This window comes from Streptomyces sp. So13.3 (genome assembly GCF_005860785.2).
GTDB lineage: Bacteria > Actinomycetota > Actinomycetes > Streptomycetales > Streptomycetaceae > Actinacidiphila > Actinacidiphila fildesensis.
This window is the reverse complement of sequence record NZ_CP048835.1, coordinates 3,288,840-3,313,639: the sequence shown is the minus strand read 5'-3', so window position 1 is coordinate 3,313,639 and position 24,800 is coordinate 3,288,840. Positions and strand designations below refer to the sequence as shown.

The following is a 24,800-nucleotide window of genomic DNA, read 5'->3' as shown; positions in this document are numbered from 1 at the left end:
GGTCGGAAAGGCTGTCGTTCACGGGTTCGCATGCTCCGCTTCCGGGCCGCGCGGGGCAAATGGTTTTGGGCCGGGTCCGGATCTTCGCGGGCGGTGCTCGAGGACCGCTGACGTCACCGCTACCAGCGGGCCGGCGGCGGTGACGTCAGCTGTTCGGCCAGCCGGGTCAGCCGGTCGCGGAACGAGCCGTGGGGGCGGGCGGCGGGCAGGCTGTTCTCCCCGGCCGCGGCGGCGACCAGGTGCTGCAGCAGGTCCATCCCCATCGGCGCGGGTGCGGCCCCTTCCGCGGGTGCCGTGCCGTCCGGCGGCTCCGCTTCCGGCGGTACGGTCAGCGCGTCGTGCGCCAGTTCACGCAGCCCTGGGTCCCCGGCGTCCATCGCCAGCACCGTCGCGCCGGCCCGGCGGGCGTCCGCCACCCGCTCCAGCAGCGCGGCTCCCGGCGCCTCCGGGCTGACGACGAACACCGTCTCCCCGCGCCGCGCGGCCTCCAGCCGCCGCAGTCCCACGGCCAGATGCGCGGGCGCCCCCGCCGGAATCCGGAACCGCACCAGCGTCGGGGACAGCCCGGTCAGCCCGCTCCACGCCGCCTCGTCGTCCAGGTGCGCCGCCAGGTGCCAGGGCTCGTAACCCCGGGTCCCCACCAGCAGCAGCCCGCCGGGCCGCCGGTGCACCGAGGCCCGCAGCGACCCCGCGAAGGACCGCGTGGTCTGGAGCCACTCGGTCCCCGCCAGTACTTCCCGCAACAGCGCCACCCGTACCGCGTCCATGCCGGGCATCCTGCCGGACCGGCGGTACCGCACGGGTCCGCTCGCCGCACTTCCCCCGTAACGAGTGGCGGTTCGCGGGGCGTGGCAGGATCGCCCGCATGACTTCCCCTGACGATGTGAACAACGCCCCCGGGACCGCTCCCGCACCCGCCCCCGCCAAGGCGCCGGTCAAGGACCCGTGGGATCTGCCGGACGTGTCCGGCCTGGTGGTCGGCGTCCTCGGCGGCACCGGCGACCAGGGCCGCGGGCTCGCGTACCGGCTGGCGAAGGCCGGGCAGAAGGTGATCATCGGATCGCGGAACGCGGAGCGCGCGCAGACCGCCGCCGACGAGCTGGGGCTCGGTGTGGAGGGCGCGGACAACGCGGAGTGCGCCCGGCGTAGCGACATCGTGATCGTGGCGGTGCCGTGGGACGGGCACGCCAAGACCCTGGAGTCGCTCCGCGCGGACCTGGCGGGCAAGCTCGTCGTCGACTGCGTCAACCCGCTGGGCTTCGACAAGCAGGGTGCCTACGCGCTGAAGCCCGAGGAGGGCAGCGCCGCCCAGCAGGCCGCCGCGCTGCTCCCGGAGTCCCGGGTGACCGCGGCCTTCCACCACCTGTCGGCGGTACTGCTCTCCGACCCGGAGATCGCGGAGATCGACACCGATGTGATGGTGCTGGGCGAGGTCCGCGCGGACACCGACGTCGTCCAGGCGCTGGCCGCCCGCATCCCGGGGATGCGCGGCGTCTTCGCGGGCCGGCTGCGCAACGCGCACCAGGTCGAGTCGCTGGTCGCCAACCTGATCTCGGTGAACCGCCGCTACAAGGCCCACGCCGGGCTGCGCGTCACCGACGTGTAGGGGCGCGACGGGCGGGTCGCGGGGCACGGCGGGGTGTGGGGGACAATCGTCAGGACCGTATGTCACCGGTTTCCGGACAGGAGCTCCTCCCCATGCCCCGCCTTGCCGTCTACGCCCTCGCCGTGTTCCTGCTCACGGTCGCCGCGGCCGTCGTCTCCTTCGCGAACGGCAGCTGGACCGGCATCGTCTGGGTCCTGCTGGCCGGCCTGTCCAGCAACATGTGCTGGTACTACGTGCGCAAGGCGAAGGCCGACGCCAGGGCCGCTCAGTCGGAGACCCAGAACCTGAAGAGCGTGTAGCCGTACCTGGTCGCGCCCTCCGGGACGTCGAACCAGCCCATCACGGTGTAGACGAAGTCGAAGAACGCCACGTTCACCTCGGGGATCCACAGACACCCGAAGACCGCCAGCAGACCGAACTGCGCGAACGGCTCCACCTGCCGGCGGAAGTTGTACGACAGCCACGGCTCGATGATCCCGTAGCCGTCGAGCCCGGGTACCGGCAGCAGGTTCAGCACCGCCGCCGTCACCTGGAGCATCGCCAGGAACGCGAACGCCGCCAGGAAGCCGACCGGCCAGGAGTCCGTCGCGCCGAAGGCGAACGGCAGCATCAGGACGATCGCGAAGAGCACGTTCATCAGCGGCCCGGCCGCCGAGATCAGACTGTGCTTCCAGCGCCCCTGGATCCGGCCCCGCTCGATGAAGACCGCGCCGCCGGGCAGCCCGATCCCGCCCATGATCACGAAGAGCACCGGCAGCACGATGCTGAGCAGCGCGTGGGTGTACTTCAGCGGGTTGAGGGTCAGATAGCCCTTGGCACCTATCGTGATGTCCCCGCTGTGCAGCGCCGTGCGGGCGTGGGCGTACTCGTGCAGGCACAGCGAGACGACCCACCCGGAGACCACGAAGAGGAAGACGGCGAAGCCGGGGCTCGACGAGAAGCCGGACCACACCGCCCAGCCCGATACGGCCATGACCGCCGCGATCCCCAGGAAGATCGGGCTGACCCGGTGGTCACTGCGGGTATCTGTGCTGCTCATACGGGGATCATGTCGCCGGGCGGCCGTAATTTACAAGCCTGTCCCGTGATTGAGGGCAAGATGGGGGCGTGCGTTACGCGATCCTCGGCACCACTCAGGCATTCCGCGACGACGGAACCCCCGTCCCGCTCGCGGGGCTGCGCCTGCGCGCGCTGCTGACCGCGCTGGCCCTGCGCCCCGGGCGGCTGATAACCGCGGAGGCCCTGATCGACGAACTGTGGGCCGACGATCCGCCGGCGAACGCGTCCGGCGCGCTCCAGGCGCTGGTCGCGCGGCTGCGCCGGGCCATCGGCCATGACGCCATCGGTTCCGCCGACGGCGGGTACCGGCTGTGCGCCGCCCCCGAGGCGGTCGACGCGCACCGCTTCGAGCGGCTGGTGGACGAGGGCGGCCGGGCGCTGGCCGACGGCGACCCGGTGAAGGCCTCCGATCTGCTGGAGGACGCCCTCGCGCTGTGGCGGGGAGCGGCGTTCGCCGATCTGCCCGACCGGGACACGCTCGCGGTGCGCTGCGAGGAACTGCGGCTGGAGGCGGTCCGGCTGCGCCTCACCGCGGGGCTCGCGCTCGGCCGCGCGGCACAGCAGCTGCCCGAACTCGCCGGGCTCGCCGCCGCCCATCCGCTCAACGAATCGCTCCGCGCCCTGCACATCCGGGCGTTGCGCGATGCGGGCCGCACCGCCGACGCGCTCACCGCGTACGAGGACGTCCGCCGCGACCTGGCCGACGAGCTGGGCACCGACCCGAGCGCCGAACTGCGCGCGCTGCACACCGAACTGCTGAACCCGGCGCCGGACGGTGCTCAGGAACCGCCGTTCACCGCCGGTGCCGAGCCCGCTCCCGAGCCGCCGTCCGCGCCCGTCGCCCGCCGCTCCGGCAACGCCCGCGCCCGGCTCACCAGCTTCGTCGGCCGGGCGGCCGACCTCGTGTCGATCCGCGAGGACCTGGCCGCGGCCCGGCTGGTCACCCTCACCGGCCCCGGCGGGACCGGCAAGACCCGGCTGTCGCAGGAGACGGGCGACCTGCTCCGCGACCGCTGGCCCGACGGCGTCTGGTACGCGGAACTCGCACCGGTCAGCGATGCGCGGACGGTGCCCGAGGCGGTGCTCACCTCGCTCGGTCTGCGCGAGACGCTGCTGCACCCGACCAGCGCGACGGAGCAGGCGCTGCAGGCGGAGGGCAAGACCAAGGACCCGGCCAGGATGCTCGCGGAGTACTGCGTGAGCCGCAGCCTGCTGCTGGTGCTCGACAACTGCGAACACGTCATCGGCGCGGCGGCCGCCCTCGCGGAACAGCTCCTCGCGCACTGCCCGGACGTCACCATCCTCGCCACCAGCCGCGAACCGCTGGGCGTCCCCGGTGAACGGGTCAGGCCGCTGGACCCGCTGCCGGACCCGTTCGCGCTGCGGCTGCTCGCCGACCGCGGCGCCGCCGCCCGGCCCGGGTTCACGGTGGAGGACGATCCGGTCGCGTGCGTCGAACTGTGCCGCCGGCTCGACGGGCTGCCGCTCGCCATCGAACTGGCCGCCGCCCGGCTGCGCAGCCTCACCCCGCGCCAGCTCGCCAACCGGCTCGACGACCGGTTCCGGCTCCTCACCGGCGGCAGCAGGACCGTACTGCCGCGCCAGCAGACGCTGCGCGCGGTCGTCGACTGGAGCTGGGACCTGCTGGACCCGGCGGAACGGACCCTGCTGCGCCGGCTGGCGGTCTTCGCGGGCGGCTGGACGCTGGAGGCCGTCGAGGAGGTGTGCTCCGGTGACGGGATCGACGCCGCCGACGCCGCGGCCCTGCTCGGTTCGCTCGTCGACAAGTCGCTGGTCCTCGCCGACCTCACCGACGACGGCGCCCGCTACCGGATGCTGGAGACCATCGGCGAGTACGCGGCCGAGCGGCTCGACGAGTCGGGTGAGCGCGCGGCGGTCGAGCGCCGCCATCTCCGCTGCTTCCGCGAGTACATCCGCACCACCGACCCCAAGCTGCGCGGCGCCGACCAACTGCTCTGGCTGGCACGGGTGGAGCGCGAGCACGAGAACCTGCGGGTCGCGCTCCGCCGTGCCGTCGAGCTGGGCGACGAGCAGGAGGCACTGCAACTCGTGCTGTGCTGCGGCTGGTTCTGGGAGATGCGCAACTACCACACCGAGCAGCTGACCTGGCCGGCCGCGGTGTCGGCGCTGGGACCCGACCCCTTCGACGAACCGCCCCTGCTGGAACCGGTGGAGCACGGCCCGCTGGAGACGCCGCCGCCGATGGGCCCGGCGCAGCTCGACGAGGCACGGCGCTGGGTGCGGATGATGCAACTCGTCGCCAACGACGCGGACATGGAGAACCGCTGGGGCGAGCCCGACGTGGCCAGGGCCGGCCGGGCGATCATCGAGGCCTATCCGCCGCATCTGCCGCAGACGGCCCGGCGGCCGGGACTGATGAGCCCCTTCGCGGCCTTCCTGTCCGGGGACTTCGAGCGGCTGCCGGAGCTGGCGGACAACCTGGTGCGGAGTTGCCGGGAGTTCGGCGGGCCCTGGGAGCTGGCGTTCGCGCTGCAGATCCGCGCCAAGATGCTCAACGACGTGTCCGAGAAGCTCGAACAGTCGATGGCCGACGTACGGGAGAGCCGGGAGCTCTTCCGGCAGGTCGGCGACCGCTGGGGGATGGCCGAGGCGCTCGCCGCCGAGGCCGAGGCGACCGCGAACGGGGGTCAGTGGGAGCGCTCGGCCGAGTGCTGCCGTGAGGCGATCGGGCTGGCCCGGGAGCTGGGTTCGTATCAGCAGGTGCCGCTCCTCAAGGTGCGGCTCGCCGACATGATCATCAACATCGGGGACGTCGAGGCGGGCGAGGCGATGCTCCGGGGGGCGATCGAGGACGCCGACGAGCTCGGTCCCGTCGCGGGCGGCTCCGCCTTCTACGGACGGGTCCTGCTCTGCGCGCTGCTCGCCCGCCGGGGCGAACTCGACGAGGGCCATGCCCTCGTCGACCGGATGCTGGCCGTCCCGCCGACCGGCGTCCCGATGTTCGTCCAGGGAATGCTGCGCGGGATCAAGGGCTGGCTGACCTGCCGCAGCGGCGACCCCGAAGGGGGCATGGTGCTCCTGCGGCAGGGGCTCGACGAGCTGAGCAGCAGCGTGCTGACCGAGGTCATCGCCCCGCGGATCGGCATGCTGCTGATTCCGGTGGCGGTGACGATCCTGGTCGCCCAGGCGTCCGCCGCACCCACACCGCAGGTCAAGGAGGCGATGGCGGCCCGGGCCGCCACCATGCTCGGCGCGCACGACCGGCTGCGGCCCACCGTCCCCTCCCCGCTGGAGAAGCTGGAACTGGCGGAGGGCCAGCGGGATCTGCGGGCGCTGATCGGCGACGCCGCGTACGAGACGGCATACGCGGAGGGCGATGGCCTCTCCGCTCTGGAGACCATCGCCCTGATGCGTGACGGGGACTGACACGGGGACTGACACGGAGGCCGGTCCTGACCGGGCCGGCGGGTGCCGGTCAGGTCTTGTTGCGGAACTTCCGGACGGCCAGCGGCGCCGTCACCAGCGTGATGCCGACCGACCAGGCCAGGGTGACGAGGACCGAGTGGGCGACGGGCCCGCCGTTCATCAGGTTCCGGGCGGAGTCCGCCAGGTTGGACAGCGGATTGACATCGGTGAAGCTCTGCAGCCAGCCCGGCATCGTCGTCGTCGGTGCGAAGATCGACGATCCGAACTGCAGCGGCATCAGGACGAGCATGGCCACCCCCTGTACGGCCTGCGCGGTCTTCATCGTCAGCCCGAGCAGGATGAAGATCCACATGAGTGAGGCTCCGAAGACCATCGAGAGCGCGACCGCGGCCAGCAGATGGAACACGGACGTCGAGATCGACAGGCCCAGGATGAATCCCATGACCAGCAGAATCGTGGTGGCGACCAGCATCCGGCCGATCTCCACGATGATCTTGGCGATCAGCACCGAGGAGCGGGCGATCGGCATGGTGCGGAAGCGGTCCATCACACCGGTGCTGAAGTCCTGGTTGACGCCGGTGCCGACGGCCATCGAGATGTTCATGCCCATCATCGCCATCAGGCCGGGGATCACGTAGTTCACGTAGTCCTGCTGATGGCCCTTGCCGGAGATCGCGCCGCCGAAGACGAAGACGAACAGCAGCGTGAAGATGATCGGCATCAGCACGGCGTCGAACATCGACTCCGGGTCTTCCTTGATCTGCAGCATGTTGCGGCGCGCGAGCGCCCCGATGTGCCGCAGATTGGCCCGGAACCCTATCCGGCCCTCATGGGACTGCGCCTTGGCGGGCGCGGTGGTGGTGATGACTGCGGCGCTCATGCCGCTACCCCCTGTTCTGCGTCGGACTTCTCGGTGGCGGACCCGGACTGCTCGCCGGAAACGGACTGCCCGGCGCTGCCGGGCTGCCCGTCCTGGTCCGGCTTCTGGCCGGTGATGGAGAGGAACACCTCGTCCAGGCTGGGGAGATGGGTCCCTATCCCGGCGATGCCGAAACCGCGGGTGCCCAGCAACCCGACCACCGCGGTCAGCTGCTCGTCGCTGAGGATCGGCACATTGAGCACGCCCTCCTCGCGGTCGACGGTGGAGCCGGCCACCCCGTCCAGCCCCGCGTCCGCGAGCGCCGCCGACATCGCGGGCAGCGTCACCGTGTCGATCGGCCGGATCTGCAGGGTCCGCCCGCCGACCTTGGCCTTGAGCTCGTCCACCCGGCCGTTGGCGATCACCCGGCCGCGGTCGATGACCGTCAGCTCGTCGGCGAGCTGCTCGGCCTCCTCCATGTACTGCGTGGTCAGCAGGACCGTCGCGCCCTCGGCGACCATCCGCTTGACCTCGGCCCACACCTCGTTGCGGGTGCGCGGGTCCAGGCCCGTCGTCGGCTCGTCCAGATAGAGCACCGACGGATTGCCGATCATGGAGGCCGCCAGGTCCAGCCGGCGCCGCATACCGCCGGAGTACCCGCTCGCCGGCCGCTTGGACGCCTCGGTGAGCGAGAACCGCTCCAGCAGCCCGTCGGCGCGGGACCGCGCGTCCTTGCGGGACAGATCGAGCAGCCGCCCGATCATGTAGAGGTTCTCCCAGCCGGAGAGCTTCTCGTCCACCGAGGCGTACTGCCCGGTCAGACCGATCACCCGGCGCAGCTGCCGCGGCTGCTTGAGTACGTCGTACCCGGCGACCCGGGCACTGCCCGCGTCCGGCTGGATCAGGGTGGACAGCACCCGTACCAGCGTCGTCTTCCCGGCCCCGTTCGGTCCCAGCACACCGAGCACGGTGCCCTGCCGAACGTCGAGGTCGACACCGTCCAGGGCCTTCGTCTCGCCATAGTGCTTGACCAGCCCCCGTACCTCGACGGCGGCGCCCAACTTGTCACTCTGTCGCGTCGTCATGCGTCAACAATGGCGGGCCCCGCTGACAGCGGACCGACACGCCACCGACACCGCCCCCACCGGGCTGACACGACGATCACACGGCGATGACACGGTGATCGGCCGGCGACCGCCGGCCGTCACGCGGTCGGAACGGAGACCAGGTGCTGCCCGGTGGAGGTGACGACGTCGAAGCCGGTGATGTCGGCGGGGGAGAGGCCTGCCGCACCCTGGACGGTGAGCGGTTCCGGCTGCGCGGTGGTGCCGTACCCGGCCGACGGAACCGACCAGGTGGCGACGGTCTGCCGGCTGCCGTCCCGGCCCACGGCCACCAGACTGCAGGTCAGCGGGCCGTTGACACCGGACAGCTTGAGATCGACCTGGGTGCCCCACTTCTTGCCGGTGACGCCGACCGTGGCACTGGCCCCGGTCGCCGGGTCGCCCGCCGTGAATTGCGCGGCGGCCGCCGGCGGCGCCCCGCTGTCCTGCTGGGTGACGAGGACCGCGACGGCCGAGCCGCCGAGGGCCAGCACTCCGCAGGCCGCCAGCGCGAGCACCAGCCGCCGGCCGCGGCCGGGCCGCCGCCTGGGACGGTGCGTCGCGATCTGCTGGGCCGGCTGTACGGTCCGCTGGGCATAGGGCTGCGCGGCGGGATCGGGGAACGGCTGCGGGAACGGCTGCCCCGCCGGTCGCGCGGACGTCGCGCCGGACGGCCACTCCCGCACGGGCTCCGGTACGCCGCCGCTCTGCCGCAGCTCACCGAGGAGCGGTACGAGTCCGCTCAGCTCGTCCAGCTGCCGTCCGCACTCCTCGCAGCCCGCGAGGTGCTGCTCGAAGCGCGTCATCGCGTCGTCGTCCAGCGCGCCGATGAGGTAGGCGCCGACGTCCAGGTGCGGGTCGGGGGGTGCCCCCGGTCCGGGTGCGTACTCCGTCATGAGGTGGTCACCCCTCTCTCCTCCAGTGCGTTCCTGAGCGCCCGCAGGGCGTAGAACACCCTTGAGCGCACCGTGCCGGGCGGTACGCCCAGCTCGTCCGCCGCCTCGGTCACCGTACGACCCGCGAAATACGTCTCGATCAGCACCTGCCGGTGCGCCTCGGTCAGATCGCCGAGTGCGTCGGAGATCGTCATGAGCCGCAGCGACCGGTCGAGTTCGTCCTCGGCGGGCAGCAGGTCGAGCGCGGCCGGCGGCGCTTCGGGCGGACGGGACTGCCGGCTGCGATGGCCGTCGATCACGATACGTCGCGCGACCGTCACCAGCCAGGGCCGCAGCGAGCGAGCCGCCGGATCCAGCCGTCCCGCGCTCTTCCAGGCCCGCAGCAGCGTCTCCTGGACGACGTCCTCCGCCAGATACCGGTCACCACCCACCAGGTTCAGCACAAAGCCCAGCAGCGCGCCCGCGTGTTCGCGGTACAGCGCGCGCATGAATTCCTCTTCCGGGAGCGGCCCGGTGGGATCCCCGTCCACGGCGGCATCCTGTCGTACCCGGCGCCGCGGCGCGAGTGTCGGCGATGAGTGGTTCTGCATCAGTACCCGTTCGACCCGGTATCGGACGGTGTGGGCGTCTGCGCCGCACCGCCGGCCTTGGTGCCGTCGGGGGCCACCGCGAACCAGGTGCCGCCGACGCCCTGACCGTGCGTGTCGCCGGCCTTGGCGTCACCGCTGTAGCGGTAGAGCGGCCAGCCGCCGAGGGTGGCCTGCTTGCTGCCGTCGGCGCGGGTGACGGTGCCCACGAGGTTCTGGTCGACGCCCTTGACCGCGGTGTCCGACACCGCGGCGACGGGCGGCCAGATGGCCGCGCACTGTCCGGCGCAGTTGGACGTCGGCGGAGCGGCCTTGTCCTTGTCGAACCGGTAGAGCGTGAAGCCCTGCGCGTCCGTGACGATCGCGCCGAGCTTGGCGTCCTGCGCGGCCGCCAGCCCCGCGCCGGCGTTGGTCGACGCGGACGCGGCCGGGGGAGGCGGGGTGGTGTCGCCACTGCTGCCGGAATTCGAGGATCCGCATGCGCTGAGTGCCAGCAGTGCCGCGGCGGCGAAAGCTCCGGCCGCCGCCGTTCTGCTGGTGAGGGTGATAGGCATGATGACTTCCCGTACTGTGCGGGGTTCGCCGCCGCTGGCGGCGCTCACCCTGTAGTACGCATCCCGGGCCCGGACGACTCACCCGCCGGCGAACGAGTCGTCCGGATCCGGAACGGCTCCGCCCTGCTAGTGGAAGCTGTGCTCCTCGGCCGGGTACGCCCCGCCGGTCACGTCCTCGGCGAACGCCTTCGCCGCGTCACCCAGCGCCGAGCGCAGCTGCGCGTACTGCTTGACGAAGCGCGGCACGCGGTCGCCGGTCATGCCCGCCATGTCGGTCCACACCAGCACCTGGGCGTCGCACTCCGGCCCGGCGCCGATGCCGATGGTCGGGATGTGCAGCGACCGGGTGACCTCGGCGGCCAGTCCGGCCGGCACCAGCTCCAGGACGACCGCGAAGGCGCCCGCGTCCTGCGCCGCCTTGGCGTCGCGCAGCAGCTGGTGGGCGGCCTCGTCGCCGCGGCCCTGGACCCGGTAGCCCATGGCGTTGACGGACTGCGGGGTCAGTCCCAGGTGCGACATGACCGGGATACCGGACTGCACGATCAGCTCGGTCTGGGCCAGCGAGCGCTCGCCGCCCTCCAGCTTGACCGCCTGCACCCCGGCCTCCTTGACCAGCCGGGTCGCGCTGCGCAGCGCCTGGACCGGGCCTTCCTGGTAGGAGCCGAACGTGAGGTCGCCGACGATCAGGGCACGGCTGGTGCCGCGCACGACGGCTGCGGCCAGCATCGTCATCTGGTCCATGGTGACCGGGACGGTGGTGTCGTAGCCCAGGTGACAGTTGCCCATCGAGTCGCCGACCAGCAGCACCGGGATCCCGGCCTCGTCGAAGACGGAGGCGGTCACCGCGTCGTAGGCGGTGAGCATGGGCCACTTCTCGCCACGGTCCTTGGCGGCGGTGATGTCGCGGACGGTGATGCGGCGCGTGCCCGTGCCCCCGTACAGCGCGCGGACGCTGTCGGATTGCTTCTGGGCAGCCGGAATCTGCGTCATTGCAACGGCTCCTTCAGTCATCTCGAGGCACCCTGACGGCGTCCCCGGATCCCTTCCATGCTGGCACGTGCGGCCGCCTACGCAAAGAGCCCCCCTGTTTTTACCCCTGCTTTACGATACGAGACGGTCCCGTATCGGAAATGCGGGCTAGCGTGGAGCCATGTCCATACCCTCGAGTCAGTCCCGAGCCATCCCCGAGGCGATCCACCGCCGCCGGTGGGCGATCCTCACCGTTCTGCTGTTCAGTCTCCTGGTGGTGGTGCTGGACAACTCGATCCTCAATGTGGCGATGAAGACGATCGCCCAGCCCGCCCCCACCGGCCTCGGGGCGACCCAGAGCCAGCTCGAGTGGGCGATCAACTCCTACACCCTGGTCTTCGCCGGGCTGCTGTTCACCGCGGGTCTGCTGGGTGACCGGCTGGGCCGCAAGAAGGTGCTGCTCTTCGGCATGCTCGTCTTCGGCATCGGCTCCGCGCTCTCCGCGGTGTCCGACTCGTCGGGGCAGCTCATCGCCTTCCGTGCGCTGATGGGCTTCGGTGGCGCGTTCATCATGCCCGCGACCCTCGCGATCATCATGAACGTCTTCGAGCGCGACGAGCAGCCCAAGGCCATCGGCATCTGGACCGGTGTGGTCGGGCTGGCCATCGCGATCGGCCCGATCACCGGCGGTGCGCTGCTGGAGCACTTCTGGTGGGGCTCTGTCTTCCTGATCAACGTGCCGATCGTGGCCGTCGCCCTGGTCGCGATGGTGATCCTGGTGCCCGACTCGAAGGACCCCGACCCGGGCCGTCTGGACCCCGTCGGCGTGCTGCTCTCCGTCGTCGGCCTGGTCGTGCTGATCTACGGCATCATCAAGGGCGGCCAGCTCGGTGACTTCACCCGGCCCCAGGTCTGGCTGACGATACTGGCCGGCCTCGTGGTGATCGCCGGCTTCGTGGTCTATGAGAAGCGCAGCGACCACCCCGCCTTCGACGTCAACTACTTCCGCAACCGGCAGTTCTCGGCGTCGGTCGCCGCCATCGGCCTGGTCTTCTTCGCGCTCATGGGCGTGACGTTCTTCGTCGTCTTCTACACGCAGAGCGTGCGCGGCTACAGCGCCCTGGAGTCCGGCGTGCTGCTGCTGCCGCTGGCCGCCGCCCAGATGATCTTCGCGCCGCGCGCCCGGCTGGTCGTCGACCGGTTCGGCCCGCGTGCGGTGTGCGCGGCCGGGCTGGGGCTGACGGCCGTCGCGTTCCTCGGCTTCCTGCTGCTCGACCAGGACACCCCGATCTGGATCCTGGAAGTGATCTTCTTCCTGATGGGTACGGCGATGGCACACGTCATGCCGCCCGCCACCGTCATGATCATGTCGTCGCTGCCGCGGGAGAAGGCCGGCTCCGGATCCGCCGTCAACAACACCTTCCGGCAGGTCGGCGGCGCGCTCGGGGTGGCCATCCTCGGCTCGCTGCTCTCCACCACCTACCGGGACGGCATCGACAGCCACCTCTCCGGTGTCCCGGCGCCCGCCCGGCACGCGGCCGGTGAGTCCATCCAGGCGACGCTCGGCGTCGCGGAGAACATGGGGCCCGCGGGCAAGGCCCTCGTCCAGCCCGCCAACAACGCCTTCATCCACGCCATGCACATCACCGCGATCGGGTCCGCGTCCGTCGCGGTCGTCGGCACCCTCGTGGTGCTGGCCTTCCTGCCGCGCAAGGACGCCGTGCCCGAGCAAGGCGGAGAGCGGGCTCCGGAGGCGGTCGGAGCGGAGCGATGAGCGACGCCGGTACCGACGCCGTACCGCGCGGCCGCCCGCGCAGCGCCGCCGCCGACAGCGCGATCACCGAGACGGTGCTCCGGCTGCTGGAGGAGGGCGTCACGATCGGCGAGCTGTCCATCGAGGGCATCGCCCGTGACGCCGGGGTCGGCAAGGCCACCGTCTACCGGCGTTGGCCGGGCAAGAACGCGCTGTTGATGGACGTACTGAACTCGATCGACGAGCCGACGCCCGAACTGGCGGGCACCTCGGTACGGGACGACCTGGTCACCATGATCGACGCCATCCGGCGGCGCGGTCTGGCCAAGCGCTCCTCGGCCGTGATGCGCAACATCCTCCTGCAGTTCCAGCAGGTCCCCGAGTTGTGGAAGCAGTACCACGACACCGTGATCGTCACCCGGCGCGACGCCATGCTCGCGGTGCTGGAGCGCGGGGTGCGAACCGGCGAGATCCGTGCGGGACTCGACCTGGAACTGCTCGGCGACATCTTCGCCGGCCCGATGCTGAGCCGGGCCATGATGCGGCCGGGCGCGTCGCTGGAGGACGGTCTCTCGGAGCTGATCGTCGATACGGTCCTGGAGGGCGCGCGCCCGCGTTGACCGCGTTGACCGATATGTACGCGTCTTGTCACAGGGGAAGGGGCGGCGGGTTCCGGTGGAACCCGCCGCCCCTTCCGGCCCGTCGGTTCTTATGTCGATCCCTTAGGGTCGGCATGGCAATCGGCAAGGCAGTGAGGACCCCCCATATGACCCAGGCGCACATGACCGACGCGACCACGGACGGCCCCGAGCCGAACCGTTCGGCCTCAGGAGCGCGACGGCGCTTCGGCTGGCAGCGCGACGGTATGTGGCGCAGAGGCATCATCACCGCCGCTCTCGCGCTGATCCTGGCACTGCTGTTGTCCTTCCACTCCGACGTGCCGAACCGGATCGGCAACCTCGGCAGCCTGTTGGAGACGTTCCTGCCCTGGCTGGGCCTGGCCCTTCCGGTGCTGGTGGTGGTGGCACTGGTGCGCCGCTCGGCGACGGCGCTGATCGCCGTACTGCTGCCGGTCCTGGTGTGGTTCAACCTCTTCGGCGGACTGCTCACCGACAACGAGGAGTCCGGCGGCAACCTGACGGTGCTCACGCACAACGTGAACGCCGACAACCCCGACCCGACCGGCACCGCGAAGGACGTCATCGCCGCGGGCGCCGACCTCGTCGCGCTGGAGGAGCTGGCGGCCGGTCAGGTCTCCACGTACCGGGCGGCGCTGGCCGGCGCCTACCCCTACCACTCGGTGCAGGGCACCGTCGGGCTGTGGAGCAAGTACCCGATCCAGGGCGTGCGCGCGGTCGACATCAGGCTCGGCTGGACGCGGGCGATGCGGGCCGCGGTCTCCACCCCGCAGGGCCAGATCGCCGTCTACGTCGCGCACATGCCGTCGGTGCGCGTGAAGTTCAACGCGGGCTTCACCGCCGGGCAGCGCGACAGCGCGGCCGACGCGCTCGGGCAGTCCATCGTGCAGGAGCCGCTGACCAAGGTCGTGCTGCTCGGTGACCTCAACGGCACCATGAACGACCGCTCGCTGGCGTCCGTCACCTCACAGATGCGCTCCACGCAGGGCGCGGCGGGCAACGGCTTCGGCTTCAGCTGGCCCGCCGACTTCCCGATGGCCAGGATCGACCAGATCATGGTCAAGGGCATCGAGCCGATGCGGTCCTGGACGTTGAAGAAGACGGGCAGCGACCACCTGCCGGTCGCCGCCCGTCTGCAGATCTGAGCCGGGGAAGGTCAGTTCTCCGCGCGGCCGGTCTCGCGCCACCGCGAAGTGATCGGCAGCCGCCGGTCCTTGCCGAAGCCCTTGGCCGAGATCTTGGTGCCCGGCGGGTACTGGCGGCGCTTGTACTCGGCCGTATCGGTCAACTTCAGGATCCGGGTCACCAGCTCCGGGTCGAAGCCCGCGGCGATGATCGCGTCCCGGCCCTGGTCCCGGTCGACGTAGAGCTCCAGCACCCGGTCGAGCACGTCGTAGTCGGGCAGTGAATCGGTGTCGACCTGGCCCGGGCGCAGTTCGGCGCTGGGCGGCTTGCTGATCGAGTTCTCGGGGATCGGCGGGGTCCCGCCCTTCGCCGCGGCCGACGCGTTCCGCCAGCGGGCGAGCTGGAAGACCGTCGTCTTGTAGACGTCCTTGATGGGCCCGTACGCGCCGACCGAGTCGCCGTAGAGGGTCGAGTAGCCGACGGCCAGCTCGCTCTTGTTGCCCGGCGCGAGCACGATGTGGCCCTCCTGGTTGGAGATGGCCATCAACGTGGTGCCGCGCAGCCGGGACTGCAGGTTCTCCTCGGCGAGGCCGGTGAGCCCCAGCGCCGCCATGTACGCGTCGAACATCGGCGCGATGGGGACGGTCCTGAGGTTCAGCCCGGTGCGGCGGGCCAGTTCCTCGGCGTCACCGATCGAGTGCTCCGACGAGTACCGGGACGGCATCGCGACGCCGTAGACGTTGGCGGGCCCGATCGCGTCGCAGGCGATGGCGGCCACCAGCGCGGAGTCGATACCGCCGGACAGCCCGATCAGCACCGACCGGAAGCCGTTCTTCGTGACGTACGCGCGCAGGCCCGTGACGAGGGCCGTGTAGACCTCCTCGTCGTCGGTCAGCCGTTCGGCGTAGCCGCCGGCCACCTCCGGCTCGTAGCGCGCGACCGGCTCGGTGGAGAGGGTGACGTGCTCGATCTCCAGGCCGTCGTCCAGGACACCGGACGGCACCGCGCCCGCGGCGGGCAGCTCCAGGTCGACCAGCACGCAGCCCTCCTCGAACTGCGGGGCACGGGTGATCACTTCGCCGGTCGCCGAGACGACGATCGAGTCCCCGTCGAAGACCAGCTCGTCCTGGCCGCCGGTCATCGCCAGATAGGCGAGGGTACAGCCGGCCTCCTGGGCGCGCTTGCGCACCAGCTCAAGACGGGTGTCGTCCTTGTCCCGCTCGTACGGCGAGGCGTTGACCGACACCAGCAGCCCGGCGCCTGCGGCGCGGGTGGCGGGCACCCGGCCGCCGTCCTGCCACAGGTCCTCGCAGATGGCGAGCGCGACGTCCACACCGTGCACCCGGATCACCGGGAGGGTGTCACCGGGGACGAAGTAGCGGAACTCGTCGAAGACGCCGTAGTTGGGAAGGTGGTGCTTGGCGAAGCGCAGCGCGATCCCGCCGCGGTACAGCACCGCCGCCGCGTTGCGCGGAGCCCCGGCGGGCTGCCCGTAGCGCGGCTGGGCCTTCTCGCTGCGGTCCAGATAGCCGACGATCACGGGCAGTTCCCCGAAGCCCTCGGCGGCCAGCCGGCCGGCGAGCCCGGCCAGCGCGGACCGGCTGGCCTCGACGAAGGACGACCGCAGCGCGAGGTCCTCCACGGGGTATCCGGTCAGCACCATTTCGGGGAACGCCACCAGGTGGGCTCCACGCTCTGCCGCATGCCGGGTCCAGTGCACGATCGACTCGGCGTTCCCGGCGATGTCACCGACGCAGGAGTCGATCTGATTCAAGGCGAGGCGAAGTTGAGGCACCCCTCCACTGTAATCGTCACACCGACGCGATGTCCTGGCCGGACGGCGTGTCCGCCAGCACATCGCGTCGGCCCGACACGTCCCGCACCCGTGTCCCGCAGGGGCCCGCCGGGTCCCGTCAGGCGCCGGATCCGTCCTGGGTCCGCAGCCAGACGGCCGTGTCCGACGGCAGCAGATCGCCGGTGAGCGGGCCGCTGGCCAGCAGCACGGCGGTGTCCGGCGGTAGCGCGACGGCCTGGTCCGAGAGGTTGACGACACAGGTGAAAGCGTCCGTCCGGCGGAACGCCAGCACTCCGGGAGCACTCTCCAGCCAGCGGATCGGCCCGTCCCCCAGACCGGGCTCGGTCGCCCGGAGCCGCAGCGCGAAGCGGTAGAGCTCCAGCATCGAGGCGGCGTCACCGGTCTGTGCCCCGGCCGTCCGGTCCGCCCAGTCGGCGGGCTGCGGCAGCCACGGCGGCCGCGCCGCGCCGTCGGGGCTGAAGCCGAACGGCGGCTCCTTCCCCGACCACGGCATCGGGACGCGGCAGCCGTCCCGCCCCGGCACGGTGCCGCCGGAACGCAGGTACATCGGGTCCTGCAGCCGCTCGGCCGGGATGTCCTCGACCTCGGGAAGCCCCAGTTCCTCGCCCTGGTAGAGGTAGACCGAGCCGGGCAGCGCCAGCGTCAGCAGCGCGGCGGCGCGCGCCCTGCGGGTACCGAGCACCAGGTCGGTCGGGGTGCCGTGGGCCTTGGTCGCGAAGTCGAAGCCGGTGTCGGAACGGCCGTAACGGGTCACCGTGCGGGTCACGTCGTGGTTGGACAGCACCCAGGTGACGGGCGCGCCCACCGGCTCGTGCGCGGCGAGCGTCGTGTCGATGGACGCGCGGAGCAGCGCCGCGTCCCAGGGGCACGACATGAAGTCGAAGTTGAAGGCGGTGTGCATCTCGTCGTGCCGCAGATACCGCGCGAACCGCTCCGCGTCGGGCATCCACACCTCACCGATCAGCGCGCGGCTGCCGGGATAGGAGTCGGCGATCCGGCGCCAGGAGCGGTAGATGTCGTGCAGCTCGTCGCGGTCGTCGTAGGGGTGCGGGCCGTCCCGGTCCTCGGTCAGGTCCGGCAGGGCCGGGTCCTTCACGGGCAGGCTCGCGGAGTCGATGCGCACTCCCGCCGCGCCCCGGTCGAACCAGAAGCGCAGCACGTCCTCGTGCTCGCGCCGCACGTCCGGGTGCTCCCAGTTCAGGTCCGGCTGCTGGCTGTCGAACAGGTGCAGGTACCAGTCGCCGGGCGTTCCGTCGTCGTTCACGGTCCGCGTCCAGGGCACCCCGCCGAACTGGGACGGCCAGTTGTTGGGCGGCAGTTCGCCGTGCTCGCCGCGCCCGGGCCGGAACCAGAAGCGTTCCCTGGCCGGACTGCCGGGACCGGCCGCCAGCGCCTCGCGGAACCACGGGTGGGCGGACGAGACATGGTTGGGGACGATGTCGATGATGCTGCGGATCCCCAGGTCCAGTGCCTCGGAGATCAGCTTCTCGGCCTCGGCCAGGGTGCCGAACACCGGGTCGATGTCCCGGTAGTCGGCGACGTCGTAGCCGCCGTCGAACATGGGGGAGGGGTACCAGGGGTTGAACCAGAGGGCGTCCACGCCCAGCTCGCCGAGGTACGGCAGCTTGGCCCGGACACCGGCGAGGTCTCCGATCCCGTCGCCGTTGCCGTCGGCGAAACTACGCGGGTACACCTGGTAAATGACCGCGTTGCGCCACCAGTCGCCCGCAGCGGGGTGGTGGTCGGAGACGGGCGGGCGGGTGTCTGCCACGGAGACGTCCTTTCGGGCAGGAGGGACCCCGCCGCCGGCCATTCAGCGGGGATGGGGCAGGGGACCGGCGGCGGAGTTCTGAGGGGTTCAGTCCTGGCGAAGCGCTGGTCAGCCCTTGAGGCTGCCCGCGGTCAGACCGGACATGATGTTGCGCTGGAAGAGCAGGAAGATGGCGATCGTCGGCAGGGCGGAGATGGCCAGCGCGGCGATGAGGACGTTCTGCGGCACGCCCTGCGACAGGGAGTTGATCCCGATGTTGATCGGCTGCTTGTCCGTGTCGGGCTGCACCAGCATCGGCCAGAGGAAGTCCTTCCACACGTTGACCACCGCGAAGATGGACACCACGCCGAGGATCGGTCTGGACATCGGCAGCACGATCGACCACAGGGTCCGCAGCGGACTCGCCCCGTCGATCGCCGCCGCGGACATCAGGTCCTCGGGGATCGAGTCGAAGAACCGCTTCAGCAGGAAGATGTTGAACCCGTTGGCCACGGTGGGCAGCCAGATCGCCCAGGGGGTGCCGATCAGATTGATGTGCAGCAGCGGCAGGTCGAGCACGGTCAGGTACTGCGGCACGATCAGCACGGCGGCCGGGATCATCAGCGTGGCCAGCATCATGCCGAGGATCAGATTCCCCAGCACCGGCCGCAGCTTGGAGATCGCGTAGGCCGCGGCCACGTCGAAGACCAGCTGGAAGGCGAGCGCGCCGAAGGCGTAGTACATCGTGTTGAACAGCAGCCGGGCGATCTTCAGCTGGCTCCACGCCGTCTTGTAGGTGCCCGGCTTCGGGTCCTTGGGGAAGAGGGTCGGCGGATTCTGGAGCACTTCCTGCGCGGATTTGAAGCCGCCGGAGACCATCCAGTAGAGCGGCCCCAGGAAGACCAGGGTGAAGACCACGACGGTCAGCGAGAGAACGGTCCAGTAGATGAGTTTCCCGCGGGGCCTGTTCAGCGCGGCCGCGGATATCAGGGTGCGCTGCTGCGGTTGGTTCGCTGCCATGTCCTTCTCCCCGTCCTAGTCGCTGTTGCGGCTGAGCCGCGCGTACAGGCCGGAGAATCCGCCGAGTACCACCAGCATGATGAGTCCGAGCGCCGAGGCGCTGCCGAAGCTGTCGTAGCGGAACGCGTACTGGTACACCATGTAGACCACGGTCCCGGTGGAGTTCTCCGGGCCGGCGCCGCCGGTGAGCAGATAGACGTTGGTGAATTCCTGCATCGTCGCCACGATCTGGAGCAGCAGCATCAGCGACAGGACCGGCCTGGTCTGCGGGATGGTGATGTGCCAGATCTTGCTCAGCAGCCCGGCACCGTCCAGGTCGGCGGCCTCGTACAGCTCACCCGGCACGTTCTGCAGTGCCGCCAGGTAGATGAGGGTGGCGCCGCCGGCGCTCATCCAGGTGGCCGCGATCACCACGGAGATCATCGCGGTGCTCGACGAGTCCAGCCAGGCCTGTTCCGGCAGGTGCAGGAAATGCAGGATGTGATTGAAGAGGCCGTATTCCGGGTTGTAGAAGTACTTGAAGAGCAGCACCCCGGCGACCGGCGGCAGCATCACCGGCAGATACACCAGGATGCGCAGATACGCCTGGGCGTGCCGGAATTCGTTGAGAACGATGGCGATGACGAACGGCACCGCGAATCCGATCACCAGCGCGTACAGCGTGAACTGCATCGTGTTGCGCCAGGCCGGCCAGAACCCCGGGTCGTTCCAGACCGTTTCGAGGTTCTTCCAGCCCACCCAGGTGGTCTCGCCGCGCTTGGTCTTCTGGAAGCTCATGATGACTTCGCGGACCATCGGATACCAGGAGAAGAATCCGAAGCAGAGCACCGCGCCGATCATGAATGCATGCGCCTGCAGATCGCGGCGCAGTCTCCGGCCGAACCCCGCGCGGGCGTTCTCGTCCGGAAGTCCCGGACGGCGCCGGGAACCCCTCGGCGACGACTGCCCGGAACCGCGTTTGGCCTTGTTGTGGGAGACGGTGGTCGCCGCCATGAGAACTCCTCGGTGCTAGCCTTTTCTTCTGCCCTTCGGGCAGCGGTCAGGGCTTGGCCGTCATGAGGTTCTTTCGAACCGAGTGAGAAGCCCCCTCGTTCACGAGGGGGAGGAGTCACGAGAACTCCTCGACTGGGGGTTCAGCGGAAGATCGCCGCAGCGCGGGGCCGGCCGGTGGGCCGGCCCGCGCGCCCCCTCTACTGGCTGGCGGCCAGCAACGTGTTGACCTGCGTCTCAGCGGTGGTGAGGAGCTTGCCGATGTCGGCGTTCTTGTTGGTCAGCGCACCCGACATCGCGTTGTCCAGGACCGTGTAGATCTTCTGGGCGTTCGGCGGCTCGGGCTTCACCGGGACCTGGGCGGCCACGTAGGTGGCGAAGTTCTCGACCGGTACGGTCGCGCTCGCGGTCTTGGTGGAGGTGTCCTTGTCCTTCGACGCGCCGGTGAAGAAGAACGGCTGCGGCAGTCCGACCGGGATGCCGTCGGTCTTGTTGCGGGCGTAGTTGAACTGGCCCTTCTCCAAGGTCAGGAACTTGAAGTTGACCCAGGCGATGCCGGCCTTGATCTGGTCGGGCGTGGACGACTTCTTGAACATGTAGTCGGCGCCGCCGAACAGCGAGGTCTTGCCGCCCGGGATCGGCGCCATGCCGAGGTCCTCGAACTTGGCCTGGTACTGCTGGACGACGAGCGGGATGTCGTCAGGAGCACCGACGTACATACCGACCTTGCTGGTGCCCATGGCCTTCTGGACGTCGCCCCACGCGAGTCCGGGGGTCGCGGGCAGGCTGTTGTCGGTGAAGCGCATGTCATGCAGGGTCTGCAGGAGGGTCTTGCTCTCGTCCGTGTTGAAGGCGGCCTTCTTGCCGTCCTCGGAGGTCACCTGGCCGCCGAGCCCGTAGAGCTCCGAGGTGAAGTGCCAACCGCCCTGGTTGCCGCCGGCGTTCTCGATGAAGCCGTGGATGCCCTGGCTGCCCAGCTTGTCCTGGATCGTCTTGGCCGCGGCCCGCACGCCTTCCCAGGTGGTCGGGGGCTTGTTGGGGTCGAGACCGGCCTGGGTGAAGATCTTGCGGTTGTAGATCAGGCCCATCTGGTAGTTCGAGGTGGGCAGGCCGTACAGCTTGCCGCCGTCCTTCAGCACGTTCATGACGTTGGGGTCGATGTCGTTGAGGTTCGGGACGGTCTCCGGCGTGACGTACGGAGTGATGTCAGCGGCTTGACCCGCGTCCAGAACCTGGTCCTTGTCGGTCATGTACGTGTAGAAGGTGTCTGTTTGCGTTCCGCCCTTCATCATGGCCGTGAACTTCGCCGGATCCTCGCATGGGAATCCGTCCTTGCCGTTCACCGTGACGTTCGGGTAGAGCACCTTGAACGCGGCTATGTCGTCGAGCCACTGCTTGCGCTCGGCCGCCTTGGTGGTGGGCGGCATGCAGTCGACGCTGATGGTGACCTTGGTGCTGGGATCCAGCTTGGCGCTCGCGCCCTTGTCACCTGAACCGGGGTCCTTGGCCGTGTCCTTGCTGTCGGAACATGCCGCGGCGGTCATGCCGACGCCGGCGACCAGCACGATGGCCACCAGCGTCCGGTAGCGGTTTGTCTTCATTGATCAACCCTTCCCCTGAACCACTGCGCGACGATGCTCCGCGCTCTGAGATCTGCGAACCCTGCGCGGTTGCGTGGCGCGGGGTGTGCGCCGCCGTCTCGGGTGGGCTCAAGGTACTGAACCCGATAGATGTCCGCAAGATTTCGCGCGAAGCTCGCAAAGACACGACTTGATTACGAAGCCGTTTCCCAGTCAGTGGTGTCGGGGAGGGTTGCCAACGAGATTGCCAACGACCGCCGGAGCCGGACCGGCCCTACCTGCTGGTCGCTTCCACCCCCGGCTGCTGGGGCTGCGCGGCCCGCGGCGCGGGGCCCGTGGAGCCGCGTACGACGAGCTCGGGCTCGAAGAGCAGCTCGTCGTGGTCGACCGGAGTGCCGCTGATCTGACCGCTGAGCAGGTCGACGGCGGCCCGTCCCATGGCTTCGATGGGCTGGCGCACGGTGGTGAGCGGCGGATCGATGCAATTCATGAACATCGAGTCGTCGTAGCCGATGACCGAGAAGTCCTGGGGCACCGACAGCCCGCGGCGGCGGGCGGACCGGATGGCGCCCAGCGCGATCGGGTCGCTCGCGCAGATGACGGCGGTGACGCCGCGCTGGATCAGCCGGCTGGCCGCGGCCTGCCCGCCCTCCAGGGTGAACAGCGCGTGTTCGACGGCGGTGTCCGGGAGTTCGCCGCCGCGCTGCCCGATCCAGCGGCGGGCCGCGGCGAGCTTGCGCCGCGACGGAACGTGGTCGGGCGGGCCCAGGATCAGGCCGATCCGCTCATGGCCGAGCGACGCGAGATGGGTCATCCCCTGTTCCACGGCGACCGCGTCGTCGCAGGACACCCTCGGGAAGTCGAGATCGTCGATGGCGGCGTTCATCAGCACGGTGGGCAGATTGCGCTCGGCGAGCCGGGCGTAGTGCTCGTGCGACGACTCGGCCTGGGCGTACAGACCGCCGAAGAAGATCGCCCCGGAGACGTGCTGCTGCAGCAGCAACTCCACGTAGTCGGCCTCCGACACCCCGCCGACGGTCTGGGTGCAGAGCACGGGCGTGAACCCCTGCTGTGCCAGGGCGCCGCCCACCACCTCGGCGAAGGCCGGGAAGATCGGATTGGAAAGCTCCGGGAGAACGAGCCCGACAAGCCGGGCACGCTCCCCGCGCAGCTGGGTCGGTCGTTCGTAACCGAGCACATCGAGTGCGGTCAGCACTGCGGCTCTGGTCGCATCGGAGACTCCGGGCTTCCCGTTCAGCACTCGGCTGACGGTCGCCTCGCTCACCCCGACCTTCTTTGCCACCGTGGCAAGTCGTCGTGTCATGACGTCAACTCTAGTACAGGTTTCGCAAGTTTCTTGCGGGAAATTTGCGCCAATCCTGCAAGGTTCCGCGTCCGGCCCGGTGTCCGGGGGATCACCCCGGACACCGGTGATCCGTTACTGGCGGTAGCCGAGGACCGCCATCATGCCCGCCTCCGCGTGGTAGACGTTGTGGCAGTGGATCATCCACAGTCCTGGATTGTCCGCGTCGAGATCGACGCTGAGTGTCCGTCCGGGCAGCACGATAGCGGTGTCCTTGCGGGCGCCGCCGCCGGTCAGCGAAAAGGTGTGCCCGTGCAGATGCAGGGGATGCCACATCCGGGTGTTGTTCGCGAGCGTCAGCCGGACCCGTTCGCCCTGCCGCACGTCATGGCGGACCGCCGGATCGTAAGCCGCCCCTTCGAAGGCCCAGTTGTAGTTGGCCATGCTGCCGGTCAGCCGCAGCTCGACCGTGCGGTCCGGCGTCCGGCCTGGGTCCGGCAGGGCCACCGAAGGGTCGGGCCGCAGATCGCCGGCCTGGAGGAGCCGCCCGGACAGTTCCTGCGGGCGGTCGGCGGCGGTCGGCGCCGTTCCACCGCCGGTGCGCAGCACGTCCAGCGCCGCCGCGTCCTTCCCCTCCGCGAGGGCGACCAGCGGGAAGACCCCGTCACCCGCCGTGACCAGCACGTCGTACCGTTCGCCCATGCCGATCAGCAGCGCGTCGGTCGCGGCGTGCACGACGGGGTAACCGTCGGTGTGCGTGATGGTCATCCGGTGCCCGCCGAGCGCGACGCGGAAGGCGGTGTCGCCGCCCGCGTTGACGAAACGGATCCGGATCCGGTCGCCGGGCTTGGCGGTGAAGCCGCGCGGGGCTTGCGGGGCGCGCCCGTTGACGAGGTAGTACGGGTACTTCACATCGCCCGGGTCGCCGCCGAGCAGATCGCTGGTGGCGCCCGTCAGCATGCGGCTGGGTCCGGCCGGGGCGGCCGGGTCCTGGCTCGCCGGGCCGTCCATTCCTTCCATGCCGTCCATGCCGGAGTGGTCCGTCCCGCTCCGGCCACTGCTGCCGGCGGCCGCCGTGCTCGCGCTCTTGGTGAGCTCGGCGAGGACCGCGTCCGGGGTGCTGCCGTCGACCCCGTCCACCCAGTCGTCCAGGACGACGACCCACTCCTTGTCGTACTGCAGCGGCTCCTTCGGGTCCTCGACGATGAGCGGCGCGTACAGCCCGCGGTCCAGCTGAACGCCGGTGTGCGGATGGAACCAGTACGTGCCCGGCCGGGCGACCGCGAAGCGGTACGCGTAGTCGGCGCCGGCCTTGATGGCGGGCTGGGTCAGCCCCGGTACCCCGTCCATGTCGTTGCGCAGGGCGAGGCCGTGCCAGTGCGCGGACGTGGCCTGCGGCAGATGGTTGGCGAGCGTCGCGGACAGGGTGCCGCCCGCCATCACCCGGATCTCCTTGCCGGGCAGTTCGCCGTCGTACGTCCAGGTCCTGACCGTGGGCCCGCCGAGGTCCACGACGCCTTCGACGGCGGTCAGCCGGACCTCGCTGACCGGTCCGTCCCCGGCGCGCGCCTTCTCCGCGGCGACGACCTCGGGGCCGTCGGGCGCGAGGTATCCGTCTCCCGCGGACTGGGAGTTGCCGTGTCCGGGATGCCCTGACGACGCGGATCCGCCGGAACAGGCGGCGAGCAGGCCGCCTCCGGCGACCGCGATTCCCGCGCCGAGCACGGCGCGGCGGTGGTAGGTACGCATGCTGAATACACCTCATGGGTGTCGATGGATGGGCA

21 protein-coding genes are annotated in these 24,800 nt (G+C 70.3%); 6 read left to right on the top strand and 15 right to left on the bottom strand.

The annotated features are described in order from the left end of the window. Positions 1-119: 119 nt before the first annotated feature. Complete coding sequence (locus C8250_RS15015; protein WP_138353787.1) at positions 120-767, bottom strand: hypothetical protein; 648 nt, start codon at positions 765-767, stop codon at positions 120-122. Positions 768-865: 98 nt separating this feature from the next. Between C8250_RS15015 and npdG the strand changes: the two genes are divergently transcribed. Continuing rightward, complete coding sequence (gene npdG, locus C8250_RS15010) at positions 866-1,606, top strand: NADPH-dependent F420 reductase (RefSeq protein ID WP_138353786.1); 741 nt, start codon at positions 866-868, stop codon at positions 1,604-1,606. Positions 1,607-1,698: 92 nt separating this feature from the next. Then, on the top strand, positions 1,699-1,905 hold the full coding sequence (locus C8250_RS15005) for a hypothetical protein (RefSeq protein ID WP_138353785.1): 207 nt from the start codon (positions 1,699-1,701) through the stop codon (positions 1,903-1,905). On the opposite strand, the gene C8250_RS15000 is transcribed toward C8250_RS15005, so the two are convergent. Further along, positions 1,872-2,645, bottom strand: a complete 774-nt coding sequence (locus tag C8250_RS15000) for a site-2 protease family protein (RefSeq protein ID WP_138353784.1) — start codon at positions 2,643-2,645, stop codon at positions 1,872-1,874. The genes C8250_RS15005 and C8250_RS15000 overlap by 34 nt on opposite strands. A 68-nt stretch (positions 2,646-2,713) precedes the next feature. Between C8250_RS15000 and C8250_RS14995 the strand changes: the two genes are divergently transcribed. Beyond that, positions 2,714-6,073, top strand: coding sequence for a BTAD domain-containing putative transcriptional regulator (locus C8250_RS14995; protein ID WP_138353783.1), 3,360 nt, complete (start codon positions 2,714-2,716; stop codon positions 6,071-6,073). Between the two features lie 49 nt (positions 6,074-6,122). Here the strand turns inward: C8250_RS14995 and C8250_RS14990 are convergent, their stop codons facing one another. From C8250_RS14990 to panB, 6 genes are all read right to left on the bottom strand, one after another. Next, positions 6,123-6,953 (bottom strand): ABC transporter permease, encoded by an 831-nt coding sequence (locus C8250_RS14990; protein ID WP_138353782.1) that lies wholly within the window; start codon positions 6,951-6,953, stop codon positions 6,123-6,125. Beyond that, on the bottom strand, positions 6,950-8,017 hold the full coding sequence (locus tag C8250_RS14985) for an ATP-binding cassette domain-containing protein (protein ID WP_138353781.1): 1,068 nt from the start codon (positions 8,015-8,017) through the stop codon (positions 6,950-6,952). Before C8250_RS14985 ends, C8250_RS14990 begins: the two co-directional genes overlap by 4 nt. A gap of 119 nt (positions 8,018-8,136) precedes the next feature. Then, complete coding sequence (locus C8250_RS14980; protein ID WP_138353780.1) at positions 8,137-8,931, bottom strand: zf-HC2 domain-containing protein; 795 nt, start codon at positions 8,929-8,931, stop codon at positions 8,137-8,139. Further along, positions 8,928-9,461, bottom strand: coding sequence for a sigma-70 family RNA polymerase sigma factor (locus tag C8250_RS14975; RefSeq protein ID WP_138353779.1), 534 nt, complete (start codon positions 9,459-9,461; stop codon positions 8,928-8,930). The genes C8250_RS14980 and C8250_RS14975 overlap by 4 nt, the downstream gene beginning before the upstream one ends. 59 nt (positions 9,462-9,520) lie before the next feature. Further along, positions 9,521-10,072 (bottom strand): hypothetical protein, encoded by a 552-nt coding sequence (locus tag C8250_RS14970; protein ID WP_138353778.1) that lies wholly within the window; start codon positions 10,070-10,072, stop codon positions 9,521-9,523. A gap of 126 nt (positions 10,073-10,198) precedes the next feature. Further along, positions 10,199-11,062, bottom strand: a complete 864-nt coding sequence (gene panB, locus C8250_RS14965; RefSeq protein ID WP_138353777.1) for a 3-methyl-2-oxobutanoate hydroxymethyltransferase — start codon at positions 11,060-11,062, stop codon at positions 10,199-10,201. Between the two features lie 160 nt (positions 11,063-11,222). Between panB and C8250_RS14960 the strand changes: the two genes are divergently transcribed. From C8250_RS14960 to C8250_RS14950, 3 genes are all read left to right on the top strand, one after another. Then, a complete protein-coding gene (locus tag C8250_RS14960) occupies positions 11,223-12,815 on the top strand; it encodes an MFS transporter (RefSeq protein ID WP_138353776.1) in 1,593 nt (530 codons plus the stop codon). Then, positions 12,812-13,414 (top strand): TetR/AcrR family transcriptional regulator C-terminal ligand-binding domain-containing protein, encoded by a 603-nt coding sequence (locus C8250_RS14955; RefSeq protein ID WP_138353775.1) that lies wholly within the window; start codon positions 12,812-12,814, stop codon positions 13,412-13,414. The genes C8250_RS14960 and C8250_RS14955 overlap by 4 nt, the downstream gene beginning before the upstream one ends. A gap of 146 nt (positions 13,415-13,560) precedes the next feature. Then, positions 13,561-14,577: an endonuclease/exonuclease/phosphatase family protein gene (locus C8250_RS14950; RefSeq protein ID WP_138353774.1), complete on the top strand. Its 1,017-nt coding sequence runs from the start codon at positions 13,561-13,563 to the stop codon at positions 14,575-14,577. A gap of 11 nt (positions 14,578-14,588) precedes the next feature. Here C8250_RS14950 and C8250_RS14945 read toward each other — a convergent pair whose 3' ends face one another. The 7 genes from C8250_RS14945 to C8250_RS14915 all read right to left on the bottom strand — a co-directional run bounded on the left by C8250_RS14945 (position 14,589) and on the right by C8250_RS14915 (position 24,765). Next, positions 14,589-16,352, bottom strand: a complete 1,764-nt coding sequence (locus C8250_RS14945) for an NAD+ synthase (protein WP_138353773.1) — start codon at positions 16,350-16,352, stop codon at positions 14,589-14,591. Positions 16,353-16,470: 118 nt separating this feature from the next. Further along, positions 16,471-18,144, bottom strand: coding sequence for a glycoside hydrolase family 13 protein (locus tag C8250_RS14940; RefSeq protein WP_244809147.1), 1,674 nt, complete (start codon positions 18,142-18,144; stop codon positions 16,471-16,473). A 108-nt stretch (positions 18,145-18,252) separates the two neighbouring features. Further along, on the bottom strand, positions 18,253-19,143 hold the full coding sequence (locus C8250_RS14935) for a carbohydrate ABC transporter permease (RefSeq protein ID WP_138353771.1): 891 nt from the start codon (positions 19,141-19,143) through the stop codon (positions 18,253-18,255). 15 nt (positions 19,144-19,158) lie between these two features. Next, the gene (locus tag C8250_RS14930; RefSeq protein WP_138353770.1) at positions 19,159-20,136 is read right to left on the bottom strand and encodes a sugar ABC transporter permease; all 978 of its coding nucleotides are present in this window, start codon (positions 20,134-20,136) and stop codon (positions 19,159-19,161) included. A gap of 197 nt (positions 20,137-20,333) precedes the next feature. Beyond that, positions 20,334-21,734, bottom strand: coding sequence for an extracellular solute-binding protein (locus tag C8250_RS14925; protein WP_138353769.1), 1,401 nt, complete (start codon positions 21,732-21,734; stop codon positions 20,334-20,336). Between the two features lie 253 nt (positions 21,735-21,987). Further along, positions 21,988-23,037 carry a LacI family DNA-binding transcriptional regulator gene (locus C8250_RS14920; protein ID WP_138353768.1) on the bottom strand — a complete coding sequence of 350 codons (1,050 nt, stop codon included), beginning with the start codon at positions 23,035-23,037 and terminating at the stop codon, positions 21,988-21,990. A 114-nt stretch (positions 23,038-23,151) separates the two neighbouring features. After that, a complete protein-coding gene (locus tag C8250_RS14915; RefSeq protein ID WP_138353767.1) occupies positions 23,152-24,765 on the bottom strand; it encodes a multicopper oxidase family protein in 1,614 nt (537 codons plus the stop codon). Positions 24,766-24,800 lie beyond the last annotated feature (35 nt).

Bases quoted from the DNA above. Each gene is read 5' to 3' on its own strand.
- C8250_RS15015 (WP_138353787.1), bottom strand. From the start codon at position 767: ATGGACGCGGTACGGGTGGCGCTGTTGCGGGAAGTACTGGCGGGGACC.
- npdG (WP_138353786.1), top strand. From the start codon at position 866: ATGACTTCCCCTGACGATGTGAACAACGCCCCCGGGACCGCTCCCGCA.
- C8250_RS15005 (WP_138353785.1), top strand. From the start codon at position 1,699: ATGCCCCGCCTTGCCGTCTACGCCCTCGCCGTGTTCCTGCTCACGGTC.
- C8250_RS15000 (WP_138353784.1), bottom strand. From the start codon at position 2,645: ATGAGCAGCACAGATACCCGCAGTGACCACCGGGTCAGCCCGATCTTC.
- C8250_RS14990 (WP_138353782.1), bottom strand. From the start codon at position 6,953: ATGAGCGCCGCAGTCATCACCACCACCGCGCCCGCCAAGGCGCAGTCC.
- C8250_RS14985 (WP_138353781.1), bottom strand. From the start codon at position 8,017: ATGACGACGCGACAGAGTGACAAGTTGGGCGCCGCCGTCGAGGTACGG.
- C8250_RS14980 (WP_138353780.1), bottom strand. From the start codon at position 8,931: ATGACGGAGTACGCACCCGGACCGGGGGCACCCCCCGACCCGCACCTG.
- C8250_RS14970 (WP_138353778.1), bottom strand. From the start codon at position 10,072: ATGCCTATCACCCTCACCAGCAGAACGGCGGCGGCCGGAGCTTTCGCC.
- panB (WP_138353777.1), bottom strand. From the start codon at position 11,062: ATGACGCAGATTCCGGCTGCCCAGAAGCAATCCGACAGCGTCCGCGCG.
- C8250_RS14960 (WP_138353776.1), top strand. From the start codon at position 11,223: ATGTCCATACCCTCGAGTCAGTCCCGAGCCATCCCCGAGGCGATCCAC.
- C8250_RS14955 (WP_138353775.1), top strand. From the start codon at position 12,812: ATGAGCGACGCCGGTACCGACGCCGTACCGCGCGGCCGCCCGCGCAGC.
- C8250_RS14950 (WP_138353774.1), top strand. From the start codon at position 13,561: ATGACCCAGGCGCACATGACCGACGCGACCACGGACGGCCCCGAGCCG.
- C8250_RS14935 (WP_138353771.1), bottom strand. From the start codon at position 19,143: ATGGCAGCGAACCAACCGCAGCAGCGCACCCTGATATCCGCGGCCGCG.
- C8250_RS14930 (WP_138353770.1), bottom strand. From the start codon at position 20,136: ATGGCGGCGACCACCGTCTCCCACAACAAGGCCAAACGCGGTTCCGGG.
- C8250_RS14925 (WP_138353769.1), bottom strand. From the start codon at position 21,734: ATGAAGACAAACCGCTACCGGACGCTGGTGGCCATCGTGCTGGTCGCC.
- C8250_RS14920 (WP_138353768.1), bottom strand. From the start codon at position 23,037: ATGACACGACGACTTGCCACGGTGGCAAAGAAGGTCGGGGTGAGCGAG.
- C8250_RS14915 (WP_138353767.1), bottom strand. From the start codon at position 24,765: ATGCGTACCTACCACCGCCGCGCCGTGCTCGGCGCGGGAATCGCGGTC.